General features: G+C 32.7%; 13 protein-coding genes and 1 CRISPR repeat array. Of the genes, 11 read left to right on the plus strand and 2 right to left on the minus strand.

Translation table 11 applies throughout. The annotated features are described in order from the left end of the window. From Q0K35_RS10600 to Q0K35_RS10615, 4 genes are all read left to right on the plus strand, one after another. On the plus strand, window positions 1-390 hold a 390-nt coding region (locus Q0K35_RS10600), incomplete at its 5' end, for a helix-turn-helix transcriptional regulator (protein ID WP_294562834.1). 75 nt (window positions 391-465) lie between these two features. Then, window positions 466-1,674, plus strand: a complete 1,209-nt coding sequence (locus Q0K35_RS10605) for an extracellular solute-binding protein (protein ID WP_294562835.1) — start codon at window positions 466-468, stop codon at window positions 1,672-1,674. Window positions 1,675-1,725: 51 nt separating this feature from the next. Beyond that, a complete protein-coding gene (locus Q0K35_RS10610; protein ID WP_294562836.1) occupies window positions 1,726-3,072 on the plus strand; it encodes a sugar ABC transporter permease in 1,347 nt (448 codons plus the stop codon). Then, window positions 3,072-3,923: an ABC transporter permease subunit gene (locus Q0K35_RS10615; RefSeq protein WP_294562837.1), complete on the plus strand. Its 852-nt coding sequence runs from the start codon at window positions 3,072-3,074 to the stop codon at window positions 3,921-3,923. The genes Q0K35_RS10610 and Q0K35_RS10615 overlap by 1 nt, the downstream gene beginning before the upstream one ends. A gap of 32 nt (window positions 3,924-3,955) precedes the next feature. Here the strand turns inward: Q0K35_RS10615 and Q0K35_RS10620 are convergent, their stop codons facing one another. Further along, window positions 3,956-4,516, minus strand: coding sequence for a YdcF family protein (locus Q0K35_RS10620; protein WP_294562838.1), 561 nt, complete (start codon window positions 4,514-4,516; stop codon window positions 3,956-3,958). Beyond that, window positions 4,513-5,577, minus strand: a complete 1,065-nt coding sequence (locus tag Q0K35_RS10625; protein WP_294562839.1) for a nucleotidyltransferase family protein — start codon at window positions 5,575-5,577, stop codon at window positions 4,513-4,515. The genes Q0K35_RS10620 and Q0K35_RS10625 overlap by 4 nt, the downstream gene beginning before the upstream one ends. Before the next feature lie 56 nt (window positions 5,578-5,633). On the opposite strand from Q0K35_RS10625, the gene Q0K35_RS10630 reads away from it, so the two are divergent. The 7 genes from Q0K35_RS10630 to csn2 all read left to right on the plus strand — a co-directional run bounded on the left by Q0K35_RS10630 (window position 5,634) and on the right by csn2 (window position 13,500). Continuing rightward, entirely contained in the window at window positions 5,634-6,551 is a 918-nt protein-coding gene (locus Q0K35_RS10630) for an alpha/beta hydrolase (protein WP_294562840.1), read from the plus strand. A 288-nt stretch (window positions 6,552-6,839) separates the two neighbouring features. Beyond that, the gene (locus tag Q0K35_RS10635; RefSeq protein WP_294562841.1) at window positions 6,840-7,421 is read left to right on the plus strand and encodes a hypothetical protein; all 582 of its coding nucleotides are present in this window, start codon (window positions 6,840-6,842) and stop codon (window positions 7,419-7,421) included. 240 nt (window positions 7,422-7,661) lie between these two features. Beyond that, on the plus strand, window positions 7,662-11,633 hold the full coding sequence (gene cas9, locus Q0K35_RS10640) for a type II CRISPR RNA-guided endonuclease Cas9 (RefSeq protein ID WP_294562842.1): 3,972 nt from the start codon (window positions 7,662-7,664) through the stop codon (window positions 11,631-11,633). Beyond that, complete coding sequence (gene cas1 / locus Q0K35_RS10645; protein WP_294562843.1) at window positions 11,630-12,499, plus strand: type II CRISPR-associated endonuclease Cas1; 870 nt, start codon at window positions 11,630-11,632, stop codon at window positions 12,497-12,499. Before cas9 ends, cas1 begins: the two co-directional genes overlap by 4 nt. 10 nt (window positions 12,500-12,509) lie before the next feature. Further along, the gene (cas2, locus tag Q0K35_RS10650) at window positions 12,510-12,809 is read left to right on the plus strand and encodes a CRISPR-associated endonuclease Cas2 (protein WP_294562846.1); all 300 of its coding nucleotides are present in this window, start codon (window positions 12,510-12,512) and stop codon (window positions 12,807-12,809) included. After that, entirely contained in the window at window positions 12,806-13,000 is a 195-nt protein-coding gene (locus Q0K35_RS10655; protein WP_294562844.1) for a hypothetical protein, read from the plus strand. The genes cas2 and Q0K35_RS10655 overlap by 4 nt, the downstream gene beginning before the upstream one ends. Beyond that, the gene (csn2, locus tag Q0K35_RS10660) at window positions 12,997-13,500 is read left to right on the plus strand and encodes a type II-A CRISPR-associated protein Csn2 (protein ID WP_294562845.1); all 504 of its coding nucleotides are present in this window, start codon (window positions 12,997-12,999) and stop codon (window positions 13,498-13,500) included. Before Q0K35_RS10655 ends, csn2 begins: the two co-directional genes overlap by 4 nt. A 36-nt stretch (window positions 13,501-13,536) precedes the next feature. After that, window positions 13,537-13,836: a CRISPR direct-repeat array (repeat unit 36 nt; unit sequence GTTTTAGAGTTATGTTATTTTGAATACTTCCAAAAC). The last annotated feature ends 649 nt before the right edge of the window (window positions 13,837-14,485 follow it).

The raw sequence follows: 14,485 nt of genomic DNA on the forward strand, positions 1-14,485 counted from the left end.
CTTCTTTTTGAACGGCAAAAGGGCTTTGTACATAAAGAAATCGATGCGGTGATACGATATATCTTATGTCATTATCAACAGGATATCAGTGTGGATCAGCTTGCACATATCGCATGTCGTACACCAAGCTATCTGAGCAGCGTCTTTAAAAAAGAAACGGGTGAAAATCTGGCAAGCTATATACGGCAGGTGCGGATGGAAAAGGCAAGGGAGCTTTTAGATGGTTCCCATGAAAAAATTATAGATATTGCCCGTCAGGTTGGATATCAGAGCGTTTCTTATTTTTGTCAGATCTTTCGTGAAACTTATGGCATATCTCCTAAGAAATATCGTATGCGATGTGTAAAGCTGACAGATATGAAGGAAAGATGTCAAGACATAGAAATTTGATAGATATCATAAATTCCTTATATATACGGATCGTATTTTAAATCCTATAATGGAGGCATACGACAGGAGGATAAGATGAAAATCAGAAAAAGCTTGATAGCTTTAACAGGACTATTGGCACTGAGTGCTTGCAGTCAGGAAGCTGAAGAAAAGAAGAGTGTGACGCTGACCGTATGGTCACCGGCTGAGGATCAGGATGAAAGTCAGGGGAATTGGCTGCAAACGATGTGTGATGAGTTTGCGATTGCTCATCCGCAGTGGGAAATTGAGTTTAAGTTTGGTACGGTGAGCGAAGAAGCAATTGGTAAGACGGTGGTACAGGATCCGAAAAATTCGGCTGATGTCTATATGTTTTCCAATGACCAGATCGGAACGCTGTTAGATGCGAATGCGATTGCCAGGCTTGGCGGAGATGCAGCTGAGGATGTTAAGAAGAATAATTCACAGCTAATCATTGATTCGGTGACAAAGGATGATGCGATCTATGGGATTCCGTTTACGACGAATACATGGTTCATGTATTATGATACATCGGCTTTTAGCAAAGAGGATATCAAAAGCTTAGATACGATGTTAGAGAAGGATAAGGTAGCTTTCCCGATGACGACGGCATGGTATAACGGAAGCTTCTTTTTAGCAAATGGGGCTACTTTGTTTGGAGATGGCAGTGATGCTTCGAAGGGTATTGATTTTGGTGGTGAAAAAGGACTCCAGGCAGTTAATTATATGGTGGATCTGGCAGCAAATCCGAATTTTGTCAATGATGCCGACGGAGCCGGTCTTGCCAATCTTAGAAGCGGGGAAGTAAAAGCTTATTTTTCAGGAAGCTGGGATTATGCCCAGGTAAAAGAAATCTTAGGCGATAATTTAGGAGCGGCTCAGCTGCCAATGGTGAATATCAACGGTAAAGAGAAGCAGATGCTTTCATTTGCAGGAAGCAAGGCCATTGGTGTCAATCCGAACTGTGAGGATCAGGAAGCAGCGGTTGCATTGGCTCGTTTCTTGGGAAGCAGTGAGGCTCAGCTCAAGCATTATGAAATGCGCAGCGTCATTCCTTGCAGCAATGAATTACTAAGTGATCCAGTCATTTCAAAGGACATTCTGATCAATGCCCAGAATGATACGATTGCCAATACTTCGATCATTCAGCCAACGCTTTCAGAAATGGCACCTTATTGGATAGCAGCGGAAACATTCGGTAAGGCCTTGATCGCAAAAGATATTACAAAGGACAATGCACAGCAGAAGCTGGATGACTATGTGACCCAGCTGAATGATCAGTAAATAAGATCCTAAGGATATCTTCCTTGGGATTTTTTCAAAAAAGGAGAAGATATGGAAAAATCAGGATTTAAGGCAGCTTGGTGTCAGGGTGACAGAATCACAAAATGCTCACTTCTTCTTATGGGTAGCTCTAATTTCTTACGTGGACAATATATCAAAGGATTCATCTTTTTATCAGTGCAGATCATTTATATCGGTATCATGCTGACAAATGGTTTCTCGATGCTGGCAAAGCTGCCGTCCTTGGGAGAAGCTATACAGCAGGAGGTATGGAATGAAGCTAAAGGTATTTATGAATATACGGCAGGAGATCAGTCACTTTTGATCTTACTGTTTGGTATCAGCATCCTCTTTTTGACGATTGCCTTTTTTATGGTATATCGAACGAATGTGAAAAGTGCCTGTCATGTGCAATATTTAAAGGAAAAGGGACTGGCGCTCCCTACATTCAAACAGGACATCAAAGAGCTTTTTGACAGCAGGCTGCATGTCTTGCTGCTGAGTGCTCCTGTAACCGGAATCCTTGTCTTTACGATCCTGCCGCTCATCTTCATGATTACGATGGCTTTTACGAATTACAGTAAGATCGATCAGCACCTAATTCTTTTTGATTGGATAGGGCTTAAAAACTTTGCTGAGGTATTAGATGTGAGCGGGGATATCGGCCGTCAGTTTTGGGGAGTCTTGGGATGGACATTGACATGGGCCATCTTTGCGACGATCTTAAATTATATCTTAGGCATGTTGCTGGCCATTGTCATCAATCGTAAAGAAACCAAGGGCAAAGGCTTTTGGCGTTTCTGTTTTATTCTCTCGATTGCGGTTCCGCAGTTTGTTTCCCTCATGATCATGCGAACGATGTTACAGCCGGAGGGAGCAGTGAATATCTTATTGCGAAATCTGCATCTGATTGAAGCTTCGGCTTCCTTGCCGTTTTTCACCGATCCAACTTGGGCACGCATCACCGTGATCGTCATCAATTTATGGGTAGGCATTCCTTTTACGATGATTCAGGTCAGCGGTATCTTACAGAATATTCCTTCAGAATTATATGAATCGGCAAAGGTGGACGGCGCCAATGCCTTTACGATCTTTACGAAGATTACTTTGCCCTATATGTTATTTGTGACAACTCCTTATCTGATTACGACATTTATGAGCAATATCAATAATTTTAATGTGATCTATCTGCTTTCAGGCGGTGATCCGACACCGGTAGGAATGAGTGCCGGAAAAACTGATCTTTTGGTTACCTGGCTCTATAAGCTGACGATCGATAAACAATATTATAATTTAGGGGCTGTCATCGGTATCTTTACCTTTGTGGTTTTGGCTGTCATTTCTTTATTGACATATCGCAATACGCAGTCATATAAGGATGAGGAGGGATTCATGTAATGAAAAAGAATAAGAAAAGAATGGTGAATGGTTCGGTGTATTCAGGCTTGAGCATTTTAGCGGTAATTTGGCTGATGCCGATCTTTTGGGTCATCTTAACGAGCCTTCGCGTAGAAAGAGGCAGTTATGTAACGACCTTCTTTCCAAAGGCATTTACCATAGATAACTATGTTCATCTTTTTACGGATACAGGTGTCTTGAACTTTCCTAAAATGTTTATGAATACGCTGATCATTGCTTCTGCTTCCTGTGTGGTTTCCTGCTTTTTTGTACTTTCAGTAGCTTATTGTACGTCACGTTTACGGTTTAAATTACGGAAACCATTCATGAATATTGCGATGATATTAGGTCTTTTTCCGGGTTTTATGTCCATGATCGCCGTATATTATATCTTGCAGGCATTAGGATTATCAGAAGGTGTCATGATCAAGGCAGCTTTGATTTTAGTATATAGTGCCGCCAGTGGTACAGGCTTTTATATCGCAAAGGGATTTTTTGATACGATTCCCAAGGCACTCGATGAAGCGGCTCTTTTGGATGGTGCCAATAAGTGGCAGATCTTTACGCGAATCACGATACCACTCAGTCGCCCGATTCTGGTATATACGGCCTTGTCTTCTTTTCTGGCACCATGGGTCGATTTTATCTTCGCAAGGGTGATCTGTCGGGCAGATGCCTCACAATATACCGTATCGATCGGTATGTGGCGTATGTTAGAATATACGATGATCGATGCCTGGTACACCCGTTTTGCAGCGGCTGCTGTCTGCGTATCGATTCCTATTGCCATCCTGTTTGTGGTGATGCAGAAATTTTATGCAGAAGGCATGTCAGGAGCTGTGAAAGGATAAAGGTAGTAAAAAAAGTGATGCAAAACACGGCATCACTTTTCTTTCTTTTTAAGATAGTTCTTAATTTCAATATAAAGATACTGATATCGAGAAATATATTCACGAAGCATCTTTTTGAGCGTAAAACGATAAGGGGCATGAAACATAGTAATATCATCAAAAAACTTACGGCTCATCGCATAGGCACGATTCACATGATAGCCGCTTGTCAGAATCCCGATTTTTTTAAAATGGTGTTCCTGACAGATTTTCCGGGCATATTTCATATTTTCATAGGTCGTCGTGCTTTGATCTTCTAAAAGTGGTTTCTGGTGGGTTAATTTTGTAAAGTATTCACCCATGATCTGCGCTTCTGAATAATGATTATGCGCCTTTCCGCCGGTAAAGATACATACAGGGATCTTATATCGTATGACCACCTTTGCCGCTTGTTCTACACGCATTTTCTGAGTAATTGACATTTTGCCATCATCATAGGCAGGACATCCCAACACGATCAGGCAATCCACATAGCCTTCTTCATGTTTACAGGAAGGAAAGCAGATGACGGGAAGGAATAAAAATATTACAAGGATCAAACATAAGAAGATCATAGAAAAACAGGCGCCTCCAATTCTCTTTTGCGGAAATCTTCACGTAAATGTTCTGGCAAAGCTAACGAATAAAGACAGGAAGCCTTATATTCCATTTGCCGGTAGACTTCTTCGATCTGATTAAATTTAGAAGCATAAGGAAAATTCCCCTTCCTTAAATATTTCCTTCCTTTTTCATTGGCTCCTAAGATACGCACAGAGCCTGGTAAAGCAAGCGCATTGACCTGTTTTTTTGTTGTCTGATTTAATAAATGAATACAGGTACGCTGAATCCTGCTGCGGGTATATTTTTTTGAAATGCAATGATTCATAAATTCTTCAAAAGATGAAAATTGGGCATTTTTGATCAAAAGATTCTCAATCCCTTCATCCATTAAAAATAATTCTTTAAGAGAATCTTTTGGAAGCGTAAATAACAGCAGTTGGATCATCGGATAAAAATCTTCCAAAAAAACAGGATTTTCTATTTTCGCCGGTGTTGCTTTTGAAACATCCTGATGGCCCTGAATGGCTTTGCGGATGCTGGTGGCACTGGAAATATGTTCTTCCAACCGGTCATCAAAGTAGTGATTGGTTCTTTTGATGCAGTAAGGAGTCATATTTTTTGAATATTTAAGATAATTGATCCCTAAGATATCATTGGCATAAAGCGTGCCATACATCTGTTCATAAGATTGGACAGGTGCCTTTTTTTTATCTAACTCTATCTTTTCAAATTGAGAAAGACGGATGAGTTCCTGAAGATCATGACTTTCCGAACCAAAGCAAAAAGCCTCACATTTCATAAGATTTAAAAGATGCATGGCTCCCATAGCAAAGGGTTGAGCACTTTGGGTGGCATAGATAAAAGGCAATTCAACAACTAGATCAACACCATGTTCAAGCGCCAATCGGGTCCGCTGCCACTTGTCAATAATGGCAGGTTCTCCGCGTTGGACAAAGTTGGGTGACATGACTGCAATTAAAAGATCACATTGGGTGATTTTCCTGGTCTGGTTGATATGATGAATATGACCGTTATGAAACGGATTATATTCTACGACGATTCCACAAGTTTTCATAGGCTTAATATACCATAAAATCATAAATTATGATATATTAAATGCAGGTGAGAAAAATGGAATATAAATTCTATAAAACAAAATCCAAAGTGGATGGTCTTTCATTAGAGGTAATGGTCATTGAACCTGAAAGTGATGCCAAAGGGATTCTTCAGATGTGTCATGGCATGGCTGAAAATAAGGAAAGATATCAGTCTGTAATGGAAAAGATGGCGGAAAATGGTTATATCTGTGTGATGCATGATCATCGCGGACATGGCAGCATCAAAAATGACGATCTGGGATATTTTAATGATTCCACTGGAAATGCCATTGTGAGTGATGTGATTCAAATTACGGATGAGATCAAAATAAAGTACCCTGATCTTCCCATAATCTTATTTGGACATTCAATGGGAAGTCTTGTCGTACGCTGTGTCATGAAAAGAAATGACGATGCATATGCAGGTTTGATCGTTTGCGGTTCACCATCTAAAAATCCACTGACTCCTCTGGCAATCATGCTCGTAAAAGTGATGCGTCTTTTCTTAGGCAAACGCCATCGCTCAAAACTGATCGATAAATTAGCGTTTGGTACTTATAATAAAGGTTTTGATGAGGTTTATTATCCACATTCATGGATCAGCAGCGTCAAAGAAGTGCAGGATGCTTATCAGGCAAGTGATAAGTGTGGTTTTCTGTTTACACTTAATGGTTATCTCAATCTGTTTCTGCTTCTGAAAAATACCTATGACCCAAATGGATGGCAGATGAAAAATAAAGACTGTCCGATTTATTACATCGTTGGCGAAGAAGATCCATGTCGCATCAGTGAACAGGATTTTAATAATGCCGTTAATTTCATGAGAGATCGGGGATATATTCATGTAGTGAGTAAAGTCTATCCTCATGCCCGTCATGAGATCTTAAATGAATTCTGTAAAGAAGAGGTCATGCAGGATATGTTAACATTTATGGATAAGATAGTCGGATAAAATGAAGAAACATAGCATGTTTTATCAAAAATGATAGATGTGTTATGTTTTTTTAACAGGTTTTCTTGTATGATAATGGCAGAGATGGAGGATAAATGATGAATAAAGTAGAATTTGTATTAAAAAGTGTTTTTAAGTTCTTATTTTATGTTTTTATTTTCTTTTATTATGTTATAAAGAAAGCAAGTGAAAAGGTATGAGAGGGCTTGTTCAATCAAAGAGATAAATGTTGTATTTTATAATATTTTTCATGTAAACATAAGGCATAAAAAATAAAGGAGAATAATAATGGACTTATATGGAAACAAACCTGGAAAATACTTTGACAAGAAAATCAATGAGAAAATGTTAATCGGAAGAGATTATTATGAAAATCGTGAAGAAGATAAAGCAAGGCCTTATTATGTAGAAGTATTTAGATATTTGATCAACTTTGCGAAAAGAAAAGGCATCAAAACGTTAGATGATTTAGATAAGTGTGGTATCATGGAAGAATTCGCAATGAATTTTATTGGTGATTATGAAATCATTGTTTATAATTCAAAAGAAGATCTGCAGATGTTTTTAGATATGCAAAGAGAATATATGGATACGTTTGAAGTGACGGATCTGGATTATGAAAATGCATTGCGTTTAAAAGTGACTCTTTTATTTAAGCTGGGACGGGCTGAAGAAGGAGAAAGAAATATCGTAAAGGAATTAAAAAAGAACCCAAAGTGGCTATGGGGCTATGTTGAGCTTGTGGATGACTTTACCTCTTATCATAAGGATTTAGAGAAGGCAAAGTATTATTATGAACTGGGTCTTAAAAATGCCGCTGATGATCCGGATTTTGATGCATTGAAAGAAAGAGCGGATATGTTGGAGTAAAGATTTTGAGTGATTATGTATATTGTGAAATAAAGATATAAATTATTAAATAAAGAAGAGAAAGTGAAAAAAGTATAAAAAAAATAGCTGCATGGCAACTATTTATTTATCACCTAAGTGATACCGATTTATAAACGGCATTTAAGCATAGCTTTATTTTAACTCGTTATGTTATTTTGAATATGTCAATTTCTTGACATAATTAGAATAACGCATTAAAGAAAGGAAGTCAAGATAAAAATGAGTAAGAAAGAAACAAATTATAGTATTGGAATTGATACCGGTTCTTCATCAGTTGGTTGGGCTGTTATTGATGAGCAATTTATGCTTTTGAAAAAAAACAAAAATCATTTATGGGGAAGCAGAATATTTGAAGAAGCAGAAACAGCTGCTAATAGACGATTAAATCGATCGTCAAGAAGAAGATACAATAAGAGAAGAGAAAGAATTTTTCTTCTTCAATCGATTATGGAAAAAATGGTTTTAGAAAAAGATCCAGCATTTTTCATACGTATGAAAAAAAGTACTTTTTTAGTTCAAGAAGATAAAAAAGAAGTACTTCAGGAAAACTATAAAGGTAATTATAATTTATTTTCTGATAGAGAATTTACAGATAAAGAATTTTATAAACAATTTCCAACAATTTATCATTTAAGAAACTATTTATGCAATAGCGATCAAAAGGAAGATCCAAGATTTATTTACCTTGCTTTACATCATATCATAAAATATAGAGGGAATTTTCTTTATGAAGGAAAAGAATTTATAAATGATAAATTAGATATAAAAGAAAAACTAGAAGTATTATTGAATCATATTTTTGAAGAAAATGGTATTGATGAGGATATAAATGAAATAAATATTCAAAACATAATTGAAGCACTAACAAGCAATCTTACAAAAAAGGAGAAAATTGAAAAAAGTTTATTGAACTTTGAATTAACTGCTTCATTAAAATCTATTCTTACTAATTTATTTAATGGATTTTTAGGATTGTCATGTAATTTTTCAAAAATGTACTTATATGAAAATTTAAAGTGTAATAATGAAGATATTAAATTTAAATTATCTGAAGAAGATTTTAATGATTTGTTAGCAAAATATGAAACTGTATTAGATGATAATAAATTATCTGTCTTTGAAGAAATTCAAAACATATATAGTTGGATGGAACTTCAAGAAATTTTAGGGGAAGATTCTAATGGAGCAACCATCTCCGAAATAATGATCAAAAAATATGAAGATCATAAAAAAGATTTGAAACAATTAAAAAAAATAATTAGAGAATATGATTCTAAAATATATTATGAAGTTTTTAGAGATAAGAAAAACGAACATAATTATTATAGCTATATTTATCATCCCAAAATAGCGACACAAGACAACTTTTATAAATATATCAAGAAAATATTGCTGAAAATTGATACATGTGAAGCACATCAATTAGTTGATAAAATTGAAAAAGAAAATTTTATGTTAAAACAAAATAGTCGTATTTACGGTTCGATTCCATATCAGATGCAACTTCAGGAACTACGTATGATCTTAGACAAGCAATCAAATTTTTATCCAGAATTAATGCAGAATAAAGATAAAATAATAAAAATACTTGAATTTAGAATACCATATTTTTATGGCCCTTTAGATGGAAATAAAACATTTGGCTGGTTAAAAAAGAAGAAAGGAAAAGAAAATGAAAGAATTCTACCATGGAATCACGAAGAGATTGTAGATGTTGATGAAACAGCGGTATTATTTATTAAAAAGTTGACAAGTATGTGTACATATTTACCAAGTGAACCTGTAATGCCTAAAAATTCGTTAACTTGTAATAAGTATGAAGTTCTATCCGAACTCAATAAGATAAGGATTAATGGTAAATTAATTAGAAAGGATATGAAATTACGTATCATTAATGATTTATTTTTAAAACATAAAAAGGTGAAAGAAAAACATTTAATTGATTGGCTGAATAATGAAGAGTATGGAGAAATAAAAGAAATTACTGGTTATCAGAAAGATAAAGAATTTGCTTCTTCTATGAATGTATGGATAGATTTTATAAATATTTTTGGAGAGATTAATGATGAAAATTATCAATTAATCGAAAAAATAGCAAATGATGTTACAATATTCAACGATCCAAAAATATTAAAGCGAAGATTAAAAAAAGTTTATCTTTTATCTGAAGCCGAGATAGAAAAAATAATGAAACTGAATTATAAAGGATGGTCGAGTTTATCTTCAAAATTAGTAAATGGTTTATATGCTGACAATAGAATTAGCTCTCATGCTACTATTTTGGATGTGATGGAAGAAGAAAATTTAATGTTAATGGAAATTATTAATGATGATCAGTTAGGGTATGATCAGTTAATACAAAATGAATATTTTAAAGAAAATGATAATATTTCAGTATATGAAGAAATCGATAAACTTGCCTGTTCTCCAGCAATCAAAAAGAGCATTCGTCAAACATTTCTAATTATAGATGAAATTGTTCATTTTATGGGTCACAATCCAACCAACGTATTTATAGAATTTGCACGTGAAGAAAAGACGAAAAAAAGGACTTTATCCCGAACAATACAATTAGAACAAATCTATAAAAACTTGGAATTAACTACCGATGTGAAAGAAATAATAAATAAATTAAATGATTATAAAGATTCTGGGCGTATGGACGATCGGCTATATTTGTACTTTACACAAATGGGAAAATGTATGTACTCAAATAAACCTTTAGATATCAATCGATTAAGTGATTATCAAATTGACCATATTCTTCCTCGTTCGTTAATCAAGGATGATAGTTTAGATAACAGGGTTCTTGTCATTTCTTCAGAAAATCAAAGAAAATTGGATGATTTAGTTATACCTTTGGAAATTAGAAATAAGCAATATATGATTTGGAAAAATTTGTATGATAAGAAACTTATTTCAAAAAAGAAATTTATCAATTTAACACGTTCAAAGATGGATGACAATATGGTAGAGAAATTTATCAATCGTCAATTGGTAGAAAATCGTCAAGTGATAAAACATGTTGATAATATTATTTCAAGTTATTATGTGGGTACTAAAGTTTATGCAATACGAGCGAATATGGGACATAGTTATAGAGAAAAATATGAAATTCCAAAGATTAGAGAATTAAATCATTTTCATCATGCACATGATGCTTATATCATTTCGATTATTGGGCTTTTTGTGAAAAAAGCATTGCCAAAACTTAATGGCAGATTTGACTATAACAGTTATATGCACAATCAAAAAAATAAGCTTGGTAATTACGGACATTCTGGTTTTATATTAAATTCAATGAACTATACTCATTATGATCTTGATACAGGTGAGATACTTTGGGAACCTGAAATGATAAAGAATATTAATAAGGTATTTGATTATAAAGATTGTTATGTTACAAAAAAACTTGAAGTTAATGATAGTCAATTATTTAAAGTAACAATTATGCCATCTGATAAAAATAGTAAAAATGGAAAAACAGAAGCTTCATTTCCAGTAAACAAAAATAGACAAGATGTAAAAAAATACGGAGGATTTACTCAAATTAGCTATAATTTCTATGCAATAGAAGGAAAGAAATTATCGAAAAAACAAGAATGCATTAGAAGGATTATAAATATTCCTTTATATTTACAAAATCAATCTAATGAGGAACTCATTCAATATGTTGAAAAAGAATATAAGTTAAGCCATGTTAATATCATTAAACAAATTAAAAAGAATCAGCTAGTCGAAATAGATGGAGGGTTATTCTTTATTAGTTCAGCAGATGAACTTCAAAATGCAAAACAATTAATTTTGAATAAAAAACAAATAACTTTACTAAACGAAATAGTAAAATCTATAAAAATTAACGATTATCAATCAATAGATGAAACACTGATTAATACGTTATATATAGATTTATTAGAAAAAATGCTTTTCCATTATCCTAAATTTAAAAAAATTGCTGAAAGGCTAACTGATAAAACTGAATTGTTTAAGAATTCTGATGTTGATATTAAATGTAAAGTAATCATTGAGATTTTAAATGTGATGTCAGCGGGAGCAAAAAATGGAAATTTAAAATTGCTAGGTTTAACAGATAGAGTTGGACGAATAAACAAAATAATAATAGATTTAGATAAGACGGTTTTCTATCATCAGTCTGTAACCGGTATATATTGTAAAAAAGAAAAGTTATGACTTGGCGTACTGTTGTAGTGAAATCAAAATCAAGACTTTCATACAAGAATGATTATTTAATTATTCGCAACGAAAAGCTTAATTTAATTCACCTTTCAGAAATATCAACACTTTTGATTGATTCTACTGCTGTATCAATTACTTCTTATTTAATATCAGAATTAATAAAACGGAAAATTAAAGTCATTTTTTGTGATGATAAAAGAAATCCTCAGAGCGAACTAATTCCATACTATGGCGCTCACAATTCAAGCCAAACTATTATGAAACAGATAAATTGGACTTTATATACTCAAAAAGTATGGACTAGAATTATCAAAGAAAAAATATGTAATCAATCTAAATTGTTATATTCACTAGATAATAAGAATTATCAAAAACTTATTAAATATAGTGAAGAATTACAACTGATGGATTCTACCAATAGGGAAGGACATGCGGCTAAAGTGTATTTTAATTCATTGTTTGGTATGGGATTTTCGAGAGAAGAAAGCAATGATATAAATGCTTCTTTAAATTATGGTTATTCTATTTTGCTATCACAATTTAATAAATCTATTGTAAATTATGGATATTTAACACAAATTGGTATCAAACACAGCAATTATTTTAATAATTTTAATCTTTCTAGCGATTTAATGGAACCATTTCGACCATTGATAGATAAAATAGTTATGAATACTGAAAAAATATATTTTGATACTTCAATGAAGTTATCTCTTCTTGAAGTTTTAAATAATAAGATAATAATTAAAAATAAGGAACAATATGTAAGTAATGCAATTAATATTTATGTTAAAAGTGTACTTAGTGCGATTGAAAATGAAAACATAGAATTAATAGAGTTTTACAGTTATGAGTTTTAGATATATGAGAATGATCCTATTTTTTGATCTACCAACTTTAACATATTCACAACGCAAATCTTATCAGAAATTCCATAAATTTTTAATTAAATCAGGTTATATTATGATGCAAGAAAGTGTTTATTGCAAACTTGCATTAAATGGTTCAATAGTTAAAAGTGAGAAATTGAAATTAGAAAAGAATAAACCAGAAGAAGGTTTGATACAAATGTTAGTAGTAACGGAGAAGCAGTTTTCACAAATGGAATATATTATTGGAAATAAACAAAGTCAAATAGAAGATAGCGAAAAAAGGATCATTATAATATGAAAGTAAGAATTAAAGGATTTTATAAAGATATAGAAACATTTTCTTATAAAAATGTGTTATTAGTCATAGAGGATAAAAAACTATTTACTAATACTATAAAAAACATATTGACTTATGATCATCGAAGCCTAAACGAAATAGTTATTTTAAATGATGAGTTAGAACTTGTTTTATCAAAAAAATTATTTTGATAAAGGATATTTTCAGCTTTGAAATTAATTCTAAGACTATTCTTAATAGACTATATTTATCTCTAAAGCAGATAATAGAAGAAAGTAATGAATTAGTTAATGATTTTTATTTATCAATCAATAGGATAAATCAATCTATAATTAATGCAGCAAATGAATGGAATTTCGATTTAATTATAAATGAACAGTTAGAATTAGAGACATATTTTAAATCTAATGGTATAAAAATATGGGCAGAATATTCAACGTTACTAGATAAAGCACTATTAATAATAGAAATTCTTTCTGAATTTATGCCAGACATTCTTTTAATTATATCTCATTCTCTCGATTATTTTGATGACGAAGAAGCAAAGGAAATACTTAAATATATACGGTATAAACAAATAGATACATTATTCATAGAAAATTCGGATGAAAGGGTGTCATTATTTGAAGATGTATATTTAATTGATAATGAATTTGATTTGATTTATAATAAAGACGCAAATTCAAAATAACAAGTGGAGTCGTTACCGTTTAACTCTAAATTTGAGGTTTTAGAGTTATGTTATTTTGAATACTTCCAAAACTGACGATATGTGGTATATGCTTAGCAGTGAGTTTTAGAGTTATGTTATTTTGAATACTTCCAAAACGCCTTTGTATGTAACATGTGCAAGTTTGGTGTTTTAGAGTTATGTTATTTTGAATACTTCCAAAACCGATGAAGGCTATGCTCTTGGCTATGCGCAGTTTTAGAGTTATGTTATTTTGAATACTTCCAAAACGCCTTTGTATGTAACATGTGCAAGTTTGGTGTTTTAGAGTTATGTTATTTTGAATATTTCCAAAACTTTCTCAATTCCTGCATGACATCTATATGTTGGAGTAAAGATTTTGAGTGATTATGTATATTGTAAAATAAAGCTATGAATTATTAAAAAAGAGAAGAGAAAGTGAAAAAAGTATAAAAAAATAGCTGCATGGCAACTATTTATTTATCACCTAAGTGATACCGATTTATAAACGGCATTTAAGCATAGCTTTATTTTAATTTGTTAATTTTGAATATAAAAATCAACTTGCAATGTTTAGTTCATTGATTATATAAAATATCATGAAATATATCAAAACCTACTATATATTCGTTAATAAGCTAGAAATATTTAATGTTTCTTTATTAGAATGTTGAAGAAACTTGATATTGCTCCAAATAAAATAGCTAATAGTTTCATGCTTTCTCCTTTCAAGTATCCTCTAAAGTGATTATATTACTTAATATGCTACTTATACAAGTGTTGTTCAAGTGGCTTATATTTAGATATAAGAATCGCAATCTATCATGGGAGTCAGCATGATAAAAATATTATGATTAGTGTCAAGTATTTTAACTTTCCAGCAAATAAATCTTGCCTATTGTTGGGGTTTGTGGTAAACTACTTACGTTAAGCAACGAGGTGATTTCTTTGAAGTGGACGAAAAGTGAATTACTCCAGGCTGAAA

Source organism: uncultured Traorella sp. (assembly GCF_944327115.1).
Taxonomy (GTDB): Bacteria; Bacillota_I; Bacilli_A; order Erysipelotrichales; family Erysipelotrichaceae; genus Traorella.